Source organism: Curtobacterium sp. ME-Dv--P-122a (genome assembly GCF_030209645.1).
In the GTDB taxonomy this organism is placed as follows: domain Bacteria; phylum Actinomycetota; class Actinomycetes; order Actinomycetales; family Microbacteriaceae; genus Curtobacterium; species Curtobacterium flaccumfaciens.
Genome location: NZ_JARVRO010000005.1, coordinates 54634 through 72272 on the forward strand (window position 1 = coordinate 54634; position 17639 = coordinate 72272).

Below are 17639 nucleotides of genomic sequence, written 5' to 3' on the forward strand. Positions count from 1 at the left end.
CGCCGGCCGGCAGGGCAACTCACTGACGGCGGGCACGGGCACCAGTCCCGCCCGCTCGGGCGGAACGCACCACCGGGCCACCGCTGTCCCTGTTCCACTTCCTCGTGAGGACGGTTCCCCATGGCGCTCCAGCCAACCCAGCCCTCGGCACCGACGAGCCTCGTGCCGCCGCACCGCCGCTTCTCCGCGATCCCGGATGCCACGGGCATGTACGACCCGGCGAACGAGAAGGACGCCTGCGGTCTCGCGATGGTCGCGACCCTGCGCGGCACGCCCGGGCACGACATCGTCGACGCGGCCCTCGGTGCGCTCCGGAACCTCGAGCACCGCGGTGCCGTGGGCTCCGACGCGGGCACGGGTGACGGCGCGGGCATCCTGTGCCAGGTGCCCGACGAGTTCCTGCGCGCCGTCGTACCGTTCGAGCTGCCGGCAGCGGGGGAGTACGCCGTCGGCACCGCCTACCTGCCCCTGGACGACGACGCCCGCCACGCGGTGAAGGGCGCCGTCGAGCGGCTCGCCCGCGAAGAGGGCCTGAAGGTCCTCGGGTGGCGCGAGGTCCCGGTGCGTCCTGAGGTCCTCGGCACGCTGGCCCGTGCCGCGATGCCGGCGTTCGAGCAGCTCTTCGTCGCCTCCATCCGGCACGACGTGCACGGTGCCTCGTGGAGCGGCATCGCGCTGGACCGTCAGGCCTTCCGCCTCCGCAAGCGCGCCGAACACGACAACGACCTGTACTTCATGTCGCTGTCCAGCCGCACCATGGTCTACAAGGGCATGGTCACGACGCTGCAGCTCGAACCGTTCTACCCGGACCTCAGCGACGAGCGCTTCGCCTCGAAGCTCGCGATCGTGCACTCGCGCTACTCCACGAACACGTTCCCGTCGTGGCCGCTCGCCCAGCCGTTCCGGACGATCGCCCACAACGGCGAGATCAACACGGTGCGCGGCAACCGCAACTGGATGCGTGCGCGCCAGTCGCAGCTCGAGAGCGAACTGCTCGGCGACATGGCTCCGCTGCTGCCCATCGTGAGCCCGGGGGCGAGTGACTCGGCCTCGTTCGACGAGGTCCTCGAACTGCTGACCCTGACCGGCCGGACCCTGCCGCACGCCGTGTCGATGATGGTTCCAGAGGCGTGGGAGAACCAGGTCGGGATGGACCCGGACCTCCGCGCGTTCTACGAGTACCACTCGATGCTCATGGAGCCGTGGGACGGCCCCGCCGCGATCACCTTCACCGACGGCTCGCTCGTCGGCGCCACCCTCGACCGCAACGGCCTGCGCCCCGGACGCTTCCTCGTCACCGACGACGGCCTCATCGTGATGGGCTCCGAGACCGGGGTCATCGACGTGCCGGCCGCCAAGGTCGTGCGCAAGGGCCGCCTGCGTCCGGGCCGGATGTTCCTGGTGGACACCGAGGCCGGCCGCATCATCGAGGACGACGAGGTCAAGCGCGAGCTCGCCGCCTCCGGTCCCTGGGGCGACTGGCTCGAAGCCGGACGCATCAACCTCAACGACCTGCCGGAGCGCGAGCACATCGTGCACACCCCGGCCTCGGTCACCCGACGGCAGCGCGCGTTCGGGTACACCGAGGAAGAAGTCCGGATCCTGCTGCGCCCGATGGCGGCAGCGGGTGCCGAGCCCCTCGGCGCGATGGGCTCGGACACCCCGATCGCCGTCCTGTCGGAGCGTCCGCGGCTGCTCTTCGACTACTTCACGCAGCAGTTTGCGCAGGTGACCAACCCGCCGCTCGACTCGATCCGCGAGCAGGTCATCACCTCGATGGGGATGGGACTCGGTCCGGAGCGCAACCTGCTCTCCGCCGGTCCCGAGCACGCGAAGCAGATCACGCTCGACTTCCCGGTGATCGACAACGACCAGCTCGCCAAGGTCCAGCACTTCGAGACCGAGTCGGGTCGCCACCTGACCGTCACGATCAAGGGCCTGTACCGCGTCGACGCGGGCAAGAAGGCGATGCAGAAGCGCATCGCCGCCGTGTGCGACGAGGTCGACGCTGCGATCGAGTCCGGCAAGCAGTTCATCGTGCTGTCCGACCGCGACGGCAACTCCGAGCAGGCACCGGTGCCGAGCCTCCTGCTCCTCGCTGCGGTCCACCACCACCTGATCCGCACCGAGCAGCGCATGAAGGTCGGGCTGATCGTCGAAGCCGGCGACGTGCGCGAGGTCCACCACGTGGCCACCCTCATCGGGTACGGCGCCTCGGCGATCAACCCGTACCTGGCGATGGAGACCTGCGAGAACCTGGTCCGCGCCGGCATGATCCCCGGGATCACCCCGGAGCAGGCGGTCAAGAACGTCATCAAGGCGCTCGGCAAGGGCGTGCTGAAGATCATGTCGAAGATGGGCATCTCGACGGTGTCCAGCTACGCCGGTGCGCAGGCGTTCGAGGCCGTCGGGCTCAGCCAGGAGTTCGTCGACAAGTACTTCACGGGCACCTCGTCGATCCTGGGCGGCGTCGACATCGACGTGATCGCCAAGGAGAACGCCGAGCGGCACGCCCAGGCGTACCCGCAGGACGGCGCGGTGCTCTCGCATGAGCGACTGCAGATCGGTGGCGAGTACCAGTGGCGCCGGCAGGGTCCGCCGCACCTGTTCAACCCGGACACGGTGTTCCGCCTGCAGCACGCCACCCGTGCCCGCCGGTACGACATCTTCCGCGAGTACTCGAGCGCCGTGGACGACCAGTCCGAGCAGCTCATGACCCTCCGCGGGCTCTTCCGGTTCAAGCAGGGCGCGCGCAAGCCCATCGCGCTCGACGAGGTCGAGTCGATCGAGTCGATCGTCAAGCGGTTCAACACGGGTGCGATGTCCTACGGCTCCATCTCGAAGGAGGCCCACGAGACGCTCGCCATCGCGATGAACCGACTCGGCGGCCGTTCGAACACGGGCGAGGGCGGCGAGGACGTCGACCGCCTGCTCGACCCCGAGCGCCGCAGCGCGATCAAGCAGGTCGCCTCCGGCCGGTTCGGCGTGACGAGCATGTACCTCACGCACGCCACCGACATCCAGCTCAAGATGGCGCAGGGCGCGAAGCCCGGCGAGGGCGGGCAGCTGCCCCCGGCGAAGGTCTACCCCTGGGTCGCTCGCACCCGGCACGCCACCGCGGGCGTCGGCCTCATCTCGCCGCCGCCGCACCACGACATCTACTCCATCGAGGACCTCAAGCAGCTGATCTTCGACGTCAAGCGCGCCAACCCGTCAGCACGCGTCCACGTGAAGCTCGTGAGCCAGTCCGGCATCGGTGCGGTCGCGGCCGGTGTGACGAAGGCCCTGGCCGACGTCGTGCTCGTGTCCGGCCACGACGGCGGCACCGGCGCGAGCCCGCTGAACTCGCTCAAGCACGCCGGCACCCCGTGGGAGATCGGCCTGGCCGAGACCCAGCAGACGCTCATGCTGAACGGCATGCGCGACCGCGTCGTCGTGCAGGTGGACGGGCAGATGAAGACCGGGCGCGACGTCGTCGTGGCCGCGTTGCTCGGGGCCGAGGAGTACGGCTTCGCGACCGCGCCGCTCGTGGTCGAGGGCTGCATCCTGATGCGTGTCTGCCACCTGGACACCTGCCCGGTCGGCGTCGCCACGCAGAGCCCCGAGCTCCGCAAGCGGTTCTCCGGCAAGCCCGAGTTCGTCGTGAACTTCTTCGAGTTCATCGCGCAAGAGGTCCGCGAGCTCCTCGCCGAGCTCGGCTTCCGCAGCCTCGACGAGGCGATCGGGCAGACCGACGCGCTCGACGTCGACCGTGCCGTCGAGCACTGGAAGGCGTCGGGCCTCGACCTCGCGCCGGTGCTCAAGGGACCGCACTTCGACGACGCCGAGCCGCGCCGCCACCACCGCGAGCAGGACCACGAGCTGGACCAGCACTTCGACGTGCAGCTCATCCAGCAGACCGCGGACGTGCTCGACCACGGCGGTTCGATCGCGCTCGACCTGCCCATCCGCAACACCGAGCGCGCGGTCGGCACCATGCTCGGCCACCAGGTGACCCTGCGGCACGGCGAGCACGGCCTGCCGAACGGTTCGATCGACGTGACGCTGCGCGGTTCCGCCGGGCAGTCGCTCGGCGCGTTCCTGCCGGCGGGCATCACGCTGCGGCTCATCGGCGACAGCAACGACTACGTCGGCAAGGGGCTCTCCGGTGGCCAGATCGTCGTCCGCCCCGACGCCGGTTCGGGCTTCGACCCCGCCGAGAACGTCATCGCCGGCAACGTCATCGGGTACGGCGCCACCCAGGGCAGCATGTTCATCCGCGGCATCGTGGGCGAGCGGTTCCTGGTGCGGAACTCCGGTGCCACGGCCGTCGTCGAGGGCGTGGGCGACCACGCGCTCGAGTACATGACGGGCGGGCTCGCGCTCATCCTCGGCGAGACCGGCCGGAACCTCGGTGCCGGCATGTCCGGTGGAACGGCGTACGTCCGCGGCCTGCGCCAAGAGCACGTGAACACCGACGCCCTGGCGTCCGGCGAACTCCGGCTCGAGGCGCTCGACAGCGCCGACGTCGAGATCGTCACCGACCTGCTCACCCGGCACGCCGACGAGACGGGTTCGACGCTCGCGTCCGACCTGCTGGCGTCCGGAGACCTGAGCGATTTCGTCAAGGTGCTGCCACGCGACTACGCGGCGGTGCTCGAGACGCGCAGACAGGCCGTCGACGAGGGGCTCGACCCCGACGGTGACATCGTTTGGAATCGGATCATGGAGGTGACCGGTGGCTGACCCCAAGGGATTCCTGAAGGTCCAGGAACGCGAACTCCCGCCCCGGCGACCCGTGCCCGTGCGGCTCATGGACTGGAAAGAGGTCTACGAGCAGCAGGAGTCCGGTGTCCTGAAGCGCCAGGCCGGCCGCTGCATGGACTGCGGCGTGCCGTTCTGCCACCAGGGCTGCCCGCTCGGCAACCTGATCCCGGAGTGGAACGACCTGACGTGGCGCGGTGAGGGCCGCCAGGCGATCGAGCGCCTGCACGAGACGAACAACTTCCCGGAGTTCACGGGTCGGCTCTGCCCGGCACCGTGCGAGTCGTCGTGCGTGCTCGGCATCAACCAGCCCCCGGTGACGATCAAGCAGGTCGAGGTCTCGATCATCGACCAGGCGTTCCAGAACGGCTGGGTCACGCCGCACCCGCCGGAGCGCCTGACGGGCAAGACCGTCGCCGTCGTGGGCTCCGGCCCCGCCGGACTCGCCGCCGCGCAGCAGCTCACGCGTGCCGGCCACACGGTCGCCGTCTACGAGCGGGACGACCGCATCGGCGGCCTGCTCCGCTACGGCATCCCGGACTTCAAGATGGAGAAGCGCCAGATCGACGCGCGCCTCGCCCAGATGCAGGCCGAGGGCACCCGGTTCCGTGCCGGGGTCGAGATCGGCAAGGACATCACCTGGGACGACCTGAAGTCGCGCTACGACGCGGTCGTGGTCGCCACCGGTGCAACGGTCCCGCGCGACCTGCCGATCCCGGGGCGCGACCTCGAGGGCGTGCACTTCGCCATGGACTACCTGGTCCAGCAGAACAAGGCGAATGCGGGAACGACGGTCGACAACCAGATCACGGCCGAGGGCAAGCACGTCGTCGTCATCGGCGGCGGCGACACCGGCGCGGACTGCATCGGCACCGCCCACCGCCAGGGTGCGCTGAGCGTGACGAACCTGGCGATCGGCAAGCAGCCGCCGCTCGAGCGTCCGTCCGACCAGCCGTGGCCGATGTTCCCGACCGTGTTCGAGATCACGAGCGCCCACGAAGAGGGCGGCGAGCGGCACTTCCTCGCCTCCACCGTCGAGTTCCTGTCGAACGACGCCGGCGAGGTCCGCGCACTGCGGGTCGCCGAGACCGAGTACCTCGACGGCCGACGGGTCCCGAAGGCGGGCAGCGAGCGGGAGATCCCGGCCGACCTCGTCCTCATCGCGATGGGCTTCACCGGTCCCGAGTCGGACACGATCGAGCCGCAGCTCGGTCTGCCGACCACGGGTTCCGGGGCGCTCGACCGCCGTGCCGACTACGCGACCAACGAGGCCGGCGTGTTCGTCGCCGGCGACGCGGGTCGTGGTCAGTCGCTCATCGTGTGGGCGATCGCCGAGGGCCGTGCCGCGGCCGCACAGGTCGACGAGTACCTCGAGGGCTCCACGATCCTGCCGGCACCGGTCAAGGCGACCGACCGGGCGATCTCCGTCTGATGTCGGACGATCACGGAATGTCGGACGGCCACCAGATGTCGGGCCGCCGCCAGACGGCGGACCGTCTCCACCAGATGCTCACGCTCCCGTGAGCGTGAGGCCACCAGCACTCGGTAGGGTGCTGGTGGCCTCGCTTCGTTCCGCGCGGCCCCACAGCGCGGAAACCCAAGCTCCATCCACCACCACGAAGGAATCCATTGAGACGCGCAAAGATCGTTTCGACGCTCGGACCGGCAACGTCGGACTACGAGACCGTCAAGGAGATCATCGAAGCGGGCGTCGACGTCGCCCGCCTCAACCTCAGCCACGGTGACTACAGCGTCCACGAGGCCAACTACGTCAACGTCCGTCGTGCCGCCGAAGAACTCGGCAAGCCCGTCGCGATCCTCGTCGACCTGCAGGGTCCGAAGATCCGTCTGGCTCGGTTCGCCGACGGCCCGCACGACCTGGCGGTCGGTGACATCTTCACCATCACGACCGAGGACGTCCCCGGCTCGAAGGAGATCTGCGGCACGACGTTCAAGGGCCTGCCGCAGGACGTCAAGCCCGGCGACCCGCTGCTCATCGACGACGGCCGTGTCCGCCTCCGTGTCCTCGACACCGACGGCGTGCGGGTCCGCACCGAGGTCGTCGTCCCCGGCACGGTGTCCAACAACAAGGGCATCAACCTGCCCGGTGTCGCCGTCAACGTCCCCGCGCTGAGCGAGAAGGACGAAGCCGACCTGCGCTGGGCGATCCGCCAGGGCGCCGACCTCATCGCGCTGTCGTTCGTGCGCAACGCGAGCGACGTCGTGCGTGCCCACGAGATCATGGACGAAGAGGGCAAGCGCCTGCCGGTCATCGCCAAGGTCGAGAAGCCCCAGGCCGTCGACGCGCTCGAGGAGATCATCGACGCCTTCGACAGCATCATGGTCGCCCGCGGTGACCTCGGCGTCGAGCTCCCGCTCGAGGCCGTCCCGATCGTGCAGAAGCGCGCCGTCGAGCTGTCCCGCCGCATGGCGAAGCCGGTCATCGTCGCGACGCAGATGCTCGAGTCGATGATCTCGTCGCCGATCCCCACCCGCGCCGAGACCTCCGACGTCGCGAACGCCGTCCTCGACGGTGCCGACGCGGTCATGCTGTCCGGTGAGACGAGCGTCGGTGAGTACCCGGTGCAGACCGTCCGCACCATGGCCCGCATCGTCGAGTCCACCGAGGACCACGGGCTCGAGCGCATCGCCCCGCTCGGCACCAAGCCGCGCACCCTCGGCGGTGCGATCACCCTCGCCGCCGTCGAGATCGCCGAGTTCACCGAGGCGTCGTACCTCTGCGTCTTCACCGAGTCCGGTGACTCGGCCCGCCGCATGTCGCGCCTGCGCCACGGTCTGCCGATCATCGCCTTCACCCCGAACGAGGCCACGCGCCGCCGGATGGCCCTCACCTGGGGTGTCCGTTCGTTCCTGGTGGAGCGGAAGACCCACACCGACGAGCTCTTCTCGCAGGTGGACGACGTCCTCCTCGAGAACGGCCTGGCCGCCCCCGGCGACCGCGTCATCGTGACGGCCGGGTCCCCTCCCGGCATCGAGGGCTCGACGAACGACCTTCGCGTGCACCGGGTGGGCGACGCCCACGCCGAGGCCGCCCCGGCCTACGTCCGGGACTGACCCGAGGGATCCGTCGCCGCCAGGGCGCGGACGGGAGGCCCGGCGCGCGCAGCGCCGACCGCTTCCGGTCCGCGCCCTGCCGCGTCTCCACGGCCCTGGTGGTGACCGGACGTCGGCCGCAGGCGGCAGGATGGTCGCTGTGAGCCTCCGATCCGTCACCCCGGCGCCGCGCGCCGACGTCCGCCGCTGGCGTCGCTACCTGGCCGACGAACGTGCCGAGGCGGCCGTGTACCGCAACCTCGCTGCCCGCCGTTCCGGCGAGGAGCGCGAGATCCTCGCCGCGCTGGCCGAGGCCGAGGGACGGCACGCCGACCACTGGCTCGACCTGCTCGGCGACGACGTCGGACGGCCGCAGCGGGGGAGCCTGCGCACCCGGGTGCTCGCCGTTCTGGCCAAGCGGTTCGGGTCGGTCTTCGTCCTCGCGCTCATGCAGCGCGCCGAGGACCGCTCGCCGTACGCCGACGACTCGGACGCGACCGCGCGGATGGCCGCTGACGAGCGGATCCACGGCGAGGTCGTGCGCGGGCTCGCGAACCGCGGCCGGATGCGGCTGTCCGGCACGTTCCGGGCGGCGGTGTTCGGCGCGAACGACGGCCTGGTGTCCAACCTGGCACTCATCATCGGCATCAGTGCCTCCGGGGCCGACCGGCACTTCGTGCTGCTGAGCGGCATCGCCGGGCTGCTCGCCGGCGCGTTGTCGATGGGGGCGGGGGAGTACGTCTCCGTCCGGTCGCAGCGCGAACTGCTCGAGGCGTCCGCGCCGCACCCCGAGGCAGGCAAGGCCGTGTCGGACCTCGACGTCGACGCGAACGAGCTCGCCCTGGTCTACCGCGCGCGCGGGATGTCCGAGGCCGAGGCGACCGAGCACGCCGCGCAGGTGCTGTCCGGCATCGGCGAGCGGCGGCCGGCGACCGGTTCGACCGCGGTCGCGGACGACCACGAGGCGGTCGGTACCGGGCTGAGCGCCGCGGTGTCGAGCTTCTGCTTCTTCGCCTCGGGCGCGATCATCCCGGTGCTGCCGTTCCTGTTCGGCATGCAGGGGTGGCCGGCGATCGCTGTGGCCGGCGGGCTGGTGGGCATCGCGCTGCTCGGCACCGGCGCCGTCGTCGGCGTGCTCAGCGGAGCCTCGCCGGGCAAGCGGGCCTTCCGGCAGCTCGCCATCGGGTTCGGCGCGGCGATCGTCACCTACGCGCTCGGACTGCTCTTCGGTACCGGGTCGGCCTAGCGGCGGACGGCGGCGCGGCCGGCGAGTGGCGGCTACCGGCGGACGGCGGCGCGCGGCGGCAGGAGGAGCAGGGCCGCAGCCCCGACGACGATGAGCGCGATGCCGGCGAAGACCATGAAGACGGTCAGCGCGAGTCCGGGCGCGACGAGCACGACGATTCCCCCGATGATCGACAGCACGCCGCTGATGACCGTCGGGACGCGTGACGACCCCGGGTGGCCGACGAAGCCGCCGACGATCGCGGCGACCCCCTCGATCAGGAACCCGACCCCGGCGAGCACGGCGTACACGACGAGCGGGATCGCCGGGTCGAGCAGGGTCACGAGCCCCGCGACCGCGACGAGGCCGCCGACGATGCCGGACGTCCACCGCCACACCGGACGGGTGCCGTGCCCCCGCACCGCGGCGAAGACCCGGAGCGCTCCGGCCACGACGAGGTACACGCCGAACAGCAGTGCCACGAGCACGAGCGACGGGCGGGGCCAGACGATGGCCACGATGCCCAGTGCGATGGCGACGACGGCGGTGACGACGACGAACACCCGGAACGTCCTGACGGCACGAGAATCCACGAGCGCTCCTCCCTGATCGCCAGCGCTGGTGCCCAGCACGCTACCCGTCGGAGCTGCGGACCGTGCAACGACCTGCAACCCCCGCGGTCGTACCGTGCGGAGCAGGCGCGCGACCCGTGCGCTCCGACAGCGTCGTCGAAAGGGCACCACCATGACCATCGCACCCTCGCCCACCAGCTACGCCGCACCAGGCGAACCCGGCTCCCTGGTCGAGTACCGATCCCGGTACGACCACTTCATCGGCGGCGAGTACGTGCCGTCCGCCAGCGGGCAGTACTTCGAGAACCCCACCCCCGTCACCGGCAAGGTGTTCACCGAGGTCGCCCGCGGCGACTCCACGGACGTCGACCGCGCCGTCGCCGCCGGATGGAAGGCGTTCCCGGCCTGGGGACGGACGAGCGCGGCCGAACGTGCCGTCATCCTCAACAAGATCGCGGACCGCATGGAGGAGCACCTCGAGATGCTCGCCGTCGCCGAGACGTGGGAGAACGGCAAACCGATCCGCGAGACCCTCGGCGCCGACATCCCGCTCGCGATCGACCACTTCCGGTACTTCGCCGGGGCGATCCGTGCGCAGGAGGGCTCCGCCGGCGAGATCGACCACGACACCGTGGCGTACCACTTCCACGAACCGCTCGGCGTCGTCGGGCAGATCATCCCGTGGAACTTCCCGATCCTGATGGCGGTGTGGAAGCTCGCGCCGGCCCTCGCCGCCGGCAACTGTGTCGTGCTGAAGCCCGCCGAGCAGACCCCGGCGTCCATCCACGTGCTCGTCGAGCTCATCCGCGACCTGCTGCCCGCCGGGGTGCTCAACGTCGTCAACGGCTTCGGCATCGAGGTCGGCGCACCGCTCGCGCAGCACCCCGACATCCGGAAGATCGCCTTCACGGGGGAGACCACGACCGGGCGGCTGATCATGCAGTACGCGTCGCAGAGTCTCATCCCGGTGACGCTCGAGCTCGGCGGCAAGAGCCCGAACGTGTTCTTCCCCGACGTGGCGGCCGAGCAGGACTCCTTCTACGACAAGGCGCTCGAGGGCTTCACGTTCTTCAACCTGAACCAGGGCGAGGTCTGCACGTGTCCGTCGCGGGCACTCGTGGCGAAGGAGATCTACGACGGGTTCGTCGCCGACGGCCTGGAACGCGTCCGCGCCGTCAAGCAGGGACACCCGCTCGACCTGTCGACGATGATCGGCGCCCAGGCGTCCAACGACCAGCTCGAGAAGATCCTGAGCTACATCGACATCGGCAAGCAGGAGGGCGCGAAGCTCCTGACCGGTGGCGAGCGCGCCGACCTGGGCGGCGAACTCTCCGGTGGCTACTACGTCACGCCGACGGTGTTCGAGGGCGACAACTCGATGCGGATCTTCCAGGAGGAGATCTTCGGGCCCGTGCTCGCGCTGACGTCCTTCAGCGGCTACGACGACGCGATCGCCACGGCCAACGACACCCTGTACGGGCTCGGCGCCGGGGTGTGGAGCCGGGACGTCACGACCCTGTACCGCGCCGGACGGGACATCCAGGCCGGGCGCGTGTGGTCGAACACGTACCACCAGTACCCGGCGGGTGCGGCCTTCGGCGGCTACAAGCAGTCCGGCATCGGGCGCGAGAACCACAAGATGATGCTCGACCACTACCAGCAGACGAAGAACCTGCTCGTCTCCTACGCCGACGGACCGATGGGCTTCTTCTGATGCCCGACACCGCCCGCGTCGCGGTGACGCCGGCGGCGGGGGAGCTCCTCGGCACCCTCACCGCCCGGCACGGCCCGCTGATGTTCCACCAGTCCGGCGGCTGCTGCGACGGCTCGAGTCCGATGTGCTACCCCGTCGGCATGTTCCGGACCGGTCCGGGGGACGTCCTGCTCGGTGCGTTGCAGGTCGACGGGCTGGACCCGGTCGAGGTGTACATGTCGGTGTCGCAGTTCGAGTACTGGAAGTACACGCACCTGACGATCGACGTCGTTGACGGTCGGGGCGGCGGGTTCTCGGTCGAGGTCCCCGAGGGCAAACGGTTCCTCACCCGGTCGCGGATGTTCGACGACGCCGAGCTCGCCGATCTCGGCCTGGTCCCGCGGGTGGCCCGGACGTAGGCTGACCGCACGCGTCGCGACGGAGCGGCGGGTGGGGTCGATCGGAGGACGCATGCGCGCACCCGGTCGGCTCCGCCCGCTCGTCGCCGCGTCGTGGCAGCGGTCCGCCCGGGTCGACCCCGACGCCGCCCCGGTCCTCGCCCTCGGCGACGACGAACTCGACGCCGTCCGGCACGACGGCCCCCTCGCCACCCTGCTGCCGGTGGTCCGCCGGCTGCTGCTCGACGACTCCCGCTCGGCCGGGTGCGTCGTCGCCGTCGCGGACGCCGCGGGTCGTCTCGTCTGGGTCGACGGAGCCCGCTCCACGCGTCGCGCCGCCGAGGACATGGGCTTCGTCCCCGGGGCCGACTGGTCGGAGGACCGCGTCGGCACCAGCGCGCCCGGCACGGCACTGCGCCTGGACCGTCCGGTGCAGATCCGCTCCGACGAGCACTACGCGAACGCCGTCAAGCCGTTCTCGTGCACGGCCGTCCCGGTGCACGACGTGAGCGGTGCCACCGTCGGGGTGCTCGACCTGACGGGCGACGACCGCGCCGTCGAGCGGCACACGCTGTCGCTGCTCGCCGCCACGGTCGCCGCAGCCGAGGCCCAGCTCGCCCTCGCCGCGGTCCGCCCACAGGCGCGGACACCCCGCGTACCGTCGGCCGAGCTGACCGTGCTCGGGACCGACACCGCCGTGCTCCGTGTCTCCGACCGCCGGGTCGAGCTGTCCGCCCGGCACTCGGAACTGCTCGTCGTGCTCGCCGCGCACCCCGACGGCCTCGCGGCGACCGACCTCGCCGCCGCCGTCTACGGTGACCCGGGCGCGGTCGTCACCCTGCGCGCCGAGGTCGTCCGGCTGCGCCGTGTCCTCGCGCAGCACGCGCCGGACGTGACCGTGACGTCGCGGCCGTACCGGGTGACCGGGGTCCGGACCGACGTCGACGGCGTGCTGTCCGCGCTCGAACGCGGGGCGCGCCTCCAGGCCGTCGACCGGTACGCCGGACCGGTCCTGCCGGGCTCCGCCGCACCCGGCGTCGACGCGGTCCGTGACCTGGTGCGACTGCGGTTCCGCGAGTCGGTCGTCGCCGACGGCGGCGTCGACGCCCTGCTCGCGTGGGCGCGCACACCGGACGGTGCGACCGACGCGCTCGTGCTGCGCGCGCTGCTCGCGGTGCTGCCGCGGCGGTCGCCGCGACGGGCCGGTCTCGTGGCTACGATCGAGGCGCTCGAGGGTTCCGGAGACGCTCGGGACGACCAGACCGGGAGGCGCGCCCCGCGCGATCGGGATCGCTGACGGCGCGCGCTCCCCGGCTCGGTATCAGGAACCGGAGGCCGGCGCAGGGGTCGTGGTCGCGTCGGGAGCTGCCGGGGCTGGTGCCGTGGCCTTCCCCGTCGCGCTGTCCTCCGGCGGGGTCGGCGCCGTGGGCTTCGCACCCTCCTTCGGCGGGGTCGGCGCCTTCCCGTCGGCGCCCTTCGGCGGGGCGGGGACGGTCGCGTGCGCACCGGCGTCCGGGAGCGCCGTGCAGCCGGGCGCCGTCGCGGGCCCGCCCTCGGGCGGTGCGGGCACCGTCGCGGTGTCGCCGTCGGCCGGAGCCGGGGCCGGCGTGGTCGCACCGGTCGGTGCGCCGGTCGGGGTGCCCTGCGCCGGGGTGGTCGTGGCTGCGTTCGCCGTGGCGATGCCGAACCCGCCGAGCACCAGGACCGCGGCCGCGGCCGTGCCGATGCCGACCCGTCGCAGGAGCGCCCCGCGTCGCCGGGTGGGAGTGGTGGTCGAGTCGTCTCGTTCGTCGTGCATGGTGGTCACCGTTCGTCTGTCCGAGCGGATCCGGGTGATCCGCCGCTGCAGACGACGCTCGAGTCCGAATCTGAAGCATGCCTGAAGCACAGGGGTTCTCCAGCGTCCTCCATGCTCGGTGGCCGTCGGAGCGCCGTACGGTGTCCGCCGTGCCTGCTCCCGCCCGAATCCTGGTCGTCGACGACGACGAATCCATCCGCACCGCGGTCGCGACCACACTCCGCGCCGAGGGCTTCCTCGTCGCCGAGGCCGCGGACGGACGGGACCTCGTCGACGACCTGCGACGCAGCGCCCCCGACCTCGTCCTGCTCGACTGGATGCTGCCCGGACCGAGCGGCATCGTGCTCGCCGGACGGGTGCGTTCCGCCACGGACGCCGCCGTCGTCATGATGACCGCGCGGGACGAACTCGACGAGCGGTTGCGCGGTTTCGCCGAGGGGGCCGACGACTACGTGGTGAAGCCGTTCGCGATGGCCGAACTGGTCGCCCGCGTGACCGCGGTGCTCCGACGGCGTGGCCGGATCCCCTCGGTCGTCGAGGTGGGCGACCTCGTGCTCGACCCGGACGCCGCCACCGCCCGCCGCGCCGGGGTGCTGCTCGACCTCACCGCGACGGAGTTCCGCCTGCTGCGCTTCCTGGCCGAGAGCCGGGGCCGGACGGTGTCCAAGGGACAGATCACCACCCAGGTGTGGGGGTACGACGACGTCGCGGCGAACGTCGTCGAGGTCCACCTCAGCGCCCTCCGGCGGAAGATGGAGGCGCACGGACCACGCCTCGTGCACACCGTCCGGGGCATCGGGTACCGGCTCAGCGACGAGCGGACCGCAGCGTGAGGGCTGAGGCCGGGCGCCTGCGGACCACCTCGCTGCGGCTGCGGACCGTCGTCGCCATCGTGGTCCTGCTCGCCGTCCTGCTCGCCGGGCTGACGATCGCGGTCGAGGGGCTGCTCGGCGTCCGGCTCCGCGCCCAGGCCGAGGACCGCCTGCGTGACCGTGCGTCGGCCGCTGCGGCGCTCGTCGGCACCGTCGACGCCGAGGATCTGGCCGACCGGCTCTCCGCGCAGGGACTCTCGGTCCGGATCGTCCAGCCGGACGGGGACGCCGTCGAGGCCGGACCGACCCCGGACCAGCTCCGCGCCGGTCCGCTCGACCCCGGTTCCCTCCCCGTGACGGTCCCGCGGGGCAGCGGGGGCGTCGGACGGACACCCACCGATCCGGCCACGCCGGCGCCCGCCGACGACGGCGCCACGATCACGTCGTCGTCGGTTCGCGAGGACGACGGTGTCCTCACCCTGGTGAGCCGGCTCGACGACGGCACCCGGATCACCCTCACCGCCGGCACCCGTGACGTCCAGGACACGCTCGTGCAGCTCGGCTGGGTGATGGGCGGTGCCTCGGCGGCGTTCCTCGGCATCGCCGTCCTCGGCGTCGTCCTGGTCGTCCGACGGTCCCTGCGACCGCTCGACCAGATGGCGACGACCGCGCGGTCGATCGCCGGCGGTGACCGTGGGCAGCGGCTCCGACCCTCGCGCCGCGACACCGAGATCGGTCGCGTGGCCGTCGCCCTGGACGAGATGCTCGACGCGGTCGAGGGCGCCGAGCGTGACGCCGTCGCCGCAGAGGCCCGCGTCCGGTCGTTCCTCTCCGACGCCGCGCACGAACTGCGGACACCCGTCGCAGGGGTCCGCGCGGCCGCCGACACCCTGGTGCGGGGTGGCGCCGGTGACGACCGGACCCGCGAGGTGCTGGCCGTGCACGTCGTCCGGCAGGCCGACCGGGCAGCTCGGCTCATCGAGGACATGCTCACGATGGCCCGGCTCGACCGCGGGATCGAACTCGACCGTCGGGTGGTCGACCTCGGGGCGTTCCTGGCGGCCGAGGGAGACCGGCTCCGGCTCCGGCTGCCCACCCTCGAGCTCGACGTCGTCGTGCCCGCGCACCCGGTGGAGGCCGACGTCGACGCCGAGCGGATCGCCCAGGTCCTCGGCAACCTCGTCGACAACGCGGCACGTGCGGGCGGTGCGACGGGACGGGTCGTCGTCAGCCTCGACGACCGCGGACCCGGCCCCGTGGTGCGGGTCGAGGACGACGGGCCGGGGATCCCCGTGGAACACCGTGAGCGGGTGTTCGACCGGTTGGTCCGGCTCGAGGCCGCACGGGACGCCCGCTCGGGCGGAGCGGGGCTCGGGCTCCCCATCGCGCGGGGCATCGCCGAGGCGCACGGCGGCGGGCTGCGGTACGGCGAGGACGGCACCCTGGGCGGCGCCGTGTTCGAGTTGTCGCTCCCGGCGGCGACCGGGGTGGTGCGCGCGTCCTGCTAGCCTGGAGTCCTCGCGAGTGTGGTGGAATCGGCAGACACGGGGCACTCAAAATGCTCTGCCTCACGGCGTGCGGGTTCAAGTCCCGCCACTCGTACGAAATTGCTCACGGCGTGCGGGGCAGTTCGGACCCGCGTCCCGCCACTCGTACCAAACCGGTGGGTCTGGGATACGGCACTTCCGTCGTCTAGTAGGCTTTCGTCCGTGAGTGACACAGAAGCAACAGCACCAGCACCCCGTCGCGTCGTCGTCGCCGAGGACGAGTCGCTCATCCGCCTCGACATCGTGGAGATCCTCCGCGACAACGGGTTCGACGTGGTCGGTGAAGCCGGTGACGGTGAGACCGCCGTCCAGCTCGCGACCGACCTCCGCCCCGACCTCGTCGTGATGGACGTCAAGATGCCCCAGCTCGACGGCATCTCCGCAGCCGAGAAGCTGTCCAAGAACCACATCGCGCCCGTCGTCCTGCTGACCGCGTTCAGCCAGAAGGACCTCGTCGAGCGTGCCACTGAGGCCGGCGCGCTGGCCTACGTGGTCAAGCCCTTCACCCCGAACGACCTGCTCCCCGCGATCGAGATCGCCCTCTCGCGGTACCAGCAGATCATCACGCTCGAAGCCGAGGTCGCCGACCTCGTCGAGCGCTTCGAGACCCGCAAGCTCGTCGACCGCGCCAAGGGCCTGCTGAACGAGAAGATGGGCCTCACCGAGCCCGAGGCGTTCCGCTGGATCCAGAAGGCCTCGATGGACCGCCGCCTGACCATGCACGACGTCGCGAAGGCGATCATCGAGCAGCTCAGCGCCAAGAAGTAGTCCAGCGCACCACCGTCGCTCACGGAACGCCGTCGGACCCCCTGGGGTCGGCGGCTTTCCTGCGTCCGGGGGCGGGGCGTGTGCCGCGACCACCTGGCAGGCTGGAGCCATGGACGACGTGGTGATCCGGGCCTCCCGGCCTGACGACATGCCGGCGGTGGCGGACCTGCGGTGGCGGTGGAGCGTCGACGAGGGCGGCGCGCAGCCGGCGGCGAGCGTGGAGGCCTACCGCGATGCCATGACGGCGTTCGCCGCCGACCACACGGAGTCGCACCGGTGCGTCGTCGCGGAGCGGGACGGTGTCGTGCTCGGCATGGCGTGGCTCGGGCTCATCGCGCGACCGCCGCTGCCGGACCGGCCGGGCCGCCGACTGACCGCTGACGTGCAGACGGTCTACGTGCACCCGGAGTTGCGTGGTTCCGGCGTCGCCGGACGACTCGTCACGGCCCTGCTCGAGCTCGCCGACGAACTCGGCGTGGAGCGGACGTCGGTGCACTCGAGCGTGGACGGCGAACGGCTCTACCGCAGGCTCGGGTTCGGCGACGCCCGCCTGTTGCTGCAGCGGCCGCCGGAGGACTGAGCCGTCGGTCCGTCGGTCAGCGACGCTCGCGGATCATGTTCGTGATCCGGACGGTGGAGCAGCGGCGACCCTGGTCGTCGGTCAGGACGATCTCGTGGGTGGTGAGCGTGCCGCCCAGGTGGATGGCGGTGCACGTGCCCGTGACGATGCCGCTCGTCGCGCTGCGGGAGTGCGAGGCGCTGAGCTCGATGCCGACGGCGTAGCGGCCGGGCCCGGCGTGCACGTTCGCGGCCATCGAACCGAGGCTCTCCGCGAGGACGACGTAGGCGCCGCCGTGCAGCAGGCCGACCGGCTGGCGGTTGCCCTCGACGGGGATCGAACCGACCGCCCGCTCGGCCGAGAGCTCGGTGATGACCATGCCCATCTTCTCGGCCAGCTCGCCCATGCCGCGTTCGTCGATGCGGGGATCGATCGTGGTCGATGTGGTGTCGTCGGTCACGGTCTGCGTC

The 17639-nt window shown here is 71.6% G+C and carries 14 protein-coding genes and 1 tRNA gene; 12 read left to right on the forward strand and 3 right to left on the reverse strand.

Annotated features, from left to right (window positions below; all coding sequences use genetic code 11):
• The first annotated feature begins 120 nt into the window (after positions 1 to 120).
• From gltB to QRN49_RS03985, 4 genes are all read left to right on the forward strand, one after another.
• Entirely contained in the window at positions 121 to 4725 is a 4605-nt protein-coding gene (gltB, locus tag QRN49_RS03970) for a glutamate synthase large subunit (protein WP_502868968.1), read from the forward strand.
• Positions 4718 to 6175, forward strand: coding sequence for a glutamate synthase subunit beta (locus QRN49_RS03975; RefSeq protein ID WP_071403731.1), 1458 nt, complete (start codon positions 4718 to 4720; stop codon positions 6173 to 6175). The genes gltB and QRN49_RS03975 overlap by 8 nt, the downstream gene beginning before the upstream one ends.
• Positions 6176 to 6372: 197 nt before the next feature.
• On the forward strand, positions 6373 to 7818 hold the full coding sequence (gene pyk, locus QRN49_RS03980; RefSeq protein WP_017887208.1) for a pyruvate kinase: 1446 nt from the start codon (positions 6373 to 6375) through the stop codon (positions 7816 to 7818).
• 130 nt (positions 7819 to 7948) lie between these two features.
• Complete coding sequence (locus tag QRN49_RS03985; RefSeq protein WP_284753999.1) at positions 7949 to 9043, forward strand: VIT1/CCC1 transporter family protein; 1095 nt, start codon at positions 7949 to 7951, stop codon at positions 9041 to 9043.
• Between the two features lie 32 nt (positions 9044 to 9075).
• Here QRN49_RS03985 and QRN49_RS03990 read toward each other — a convergent pair whose 3' ends face one another.
• Positions 9076 to 9615, reverse strand: a complete 540-nt coding sequence (locus QRN49_RS03990) for an HdeD family acid-resistance protein (protein WP_284754000.1) — start codon at positions 9613 to 9615, stop codon at positions 9076 to 9078.
• A gap of 151 nt (positions 9616 to 9766) precedes the next feature.
• Between QRN49_RS03990 and exaC the strand changes: the two genes are divergently transcribed.
• Genes exaC through QRN49_RS04005 form a run of 3 tightly spaced genes read left to right on the forward strand, consistent with a single transcriptional unit; the run spans position 9767 to position 12982 of the window.
• On the forward strand, positions 9767 to 11308 hold the full coding sequence (exaC, locus tag QRN49_RS03995) for an acetaldehyde dehydrogenase ExaC (protein ID WP_111023051.1): 1542 nt from the start codon (positions 9767 to 9769) through the stop codon (positions 11306 to 11308).
• Complete coding sequence (locus tag QRN49_RS04000) at positions 11308 to 11706, forward strand: DUF779 domain-containing protein (RefSeq protein ID WP_163343590.1); 399 nt, start codon at positions 11308 to 11310, stop codon at positions 11704 to 11706. The genes exaC and QRN49_RS04000 overlap by 1 nt, the downstream gene beginning before the upstream one ends.
• A 52-nt stretch (positions 11707 to 11758) precedes the next feature.
• The gene (locus tag QRN49_RS04005) at positions 11759 to 12982 is read left to right on the forward strand and encodes a GAF domain-containing protein (RefSeq protein ID WP_284754001.1); all 1224 of its coding nucleotides are present in this window, start codon (positions 11759 to 11761) and stop codon (positions 12980 to 12982) included.
• 24 nt (positions 12983 to 13006) lie between these two features.
• Here the strand turns inward: QRN49_RS04005 and QRN49_RS04010 are convergent, their stop codons facing one another.
• On the reverse strand, positions 13007 to 13483 hold the full coding sequence (locus tag QRN49_RS04010; RefSeq protein ID WP_146245022.1) for a hypothetical protein: 477 nt from the start codon (positions 13481 to 13483) through the stop codon (positions 13007 to 13009).
• A gap of 149 nt (positions 13484 to 13632) precedes the next feature.
• On the opposite strand from QRN49_RS04010, the gene QRN49_RS04015 reads away from it, so the two are divergent.
• The 5 genes from QRN49_RS04015 to QRN49_RS04035 all read left to right on the forward strand — a co-directional run bounded on the left by QRN49_RS04015 (position 13633) and on the right by QRN49_RS04035 (position 17190).
• Positions 13633 to 14316 (forward strand): response regulator transcription factor, encoded by a 684-nt coding sequence (locus QRN49_RS04015; protein WP_284754002.1) that lies wholly within the window; start codon positions 13633 to 13635, stop codon positions 14314 to 14316.
• Positions 14313 to 15803: a sensor histidine kinase gene (locus QRN49_RS04020; RefSeq protein ID WP_194653082.1), complete on the forward strand. Its 1491-nt coding sequence runs from the start codon at positions 14313 to 14315 to the stop codon at positions 15801 to 15803. Before QRN49_RS04015 ends, QRN49_RS04020 begins: the two co-directional genes overlap by 4 nt.
• Before the next feature lie 12 nt (positions 15804 to 15815).
• Positions 15816 to 15897 (forward strand) — tRNA-Leu (locus QRN49_RS04025).
• Positions 15898 to 16004: 107 nt separating this feature from the next.
• Positions 16005 to 16610 (forward strand): ANTAR domain-containing response regulator, encoded by a 606-nt coding sequence (locus QRN49_RS04030; protein WP_017887240.1) that lies wholly within the window; start codon positions 16005 to 16007, stop codon positions 16608 to 16610.
• Between the two features lie 109 nt (positions 16611 to 16719).
• Positions 16720 to 17190: a GNAT family N-acetyltransferase gene (locus QRN49_RS04035; protein WP_209049688.1), complete on the forward strand. Its 471-nt coding sequence runs from the start codon at positions 16720 to 16722 to the stop codon at positions 17188 to 17190.
• 16 nt (positions 17191 to 17206) lie between these two features.
• Here QRN49_RS04035 and QRN49_RS04040 read toward each other — a convergent pair whose 3' ends face one another.
• Positions 17207 to 17575 carry a PaaI family thioesterase gene (locus tag QRN49_RS04040; RefSeq protein ID WP_051596794.1) on the reverse strand — a complete coding sequence of 123 codons (369 nt, stop codon included), beginning with the start codon at positions 17573 to 17575 and terminating at the stop codon, positions 17207 to 17209.
• Positions 17576 to 17639: the final 64 nt, after the last annotated feature.

Bases quoted from the DNA above. Each gene is read 5' to 3' on its own strand.
- exaC (WP_111023051.1), top strand. From the start codon at position 9,767: ATGACCATCGCACCCTCGCCCACCAGCTACGCCGCACCAGGCGAACCC.
- QRN49_RS03985 (WP_284753999.1), top strand. From the start codon at position 7,949: ATGGTCGCTGTGAGCCTCCGATCCGTCACCCCGGCGCCGCGCGCCGAC.
- QRN49_RS04035 (WP_209049688.1), top strand. From the start codon at position 16,720: ATGGACGACGTGGTGATCCGGGCCTCCCGGCCTGACGACATGCCGGCG.
- QRN49_RS04000 (WP_163343590.1), top strand. From the start codon at position 11,308: ATGCCCGACACCGCCCGCGTCGCGGTGACGCCGGCGGCGGGGGAGCTC.
- gltB (WP_502868968.1), top strand. From the start codon at position 121: ATGGCGCTCCAGCCAACCCAGCCCTCGGCACCGACGAGCCTCGTGCCG.
- QRN49_RS04010 (WP_146245022.1), bottom strand. From the start codon at position 13,483: ATGCACGACGAACGAGACGACTCGACCACCACTCCCACCCGGCGACGC.
- QRN49_RS04040 (WP_051596794.1), bottom strand. From the start codon at position 17,575: ATGGGCGAGCTGGCCGAGAAGATGGGCATGGTCATCACCGAGCTCTCG.
- QRN49_RS04005 (WP_284754001.1), top strand. From the start codon at position 11,759: ATGCGCGCACCCGGTCGGCTCCGCCCGCTCGTCGCCGCGTCGTGGCAG.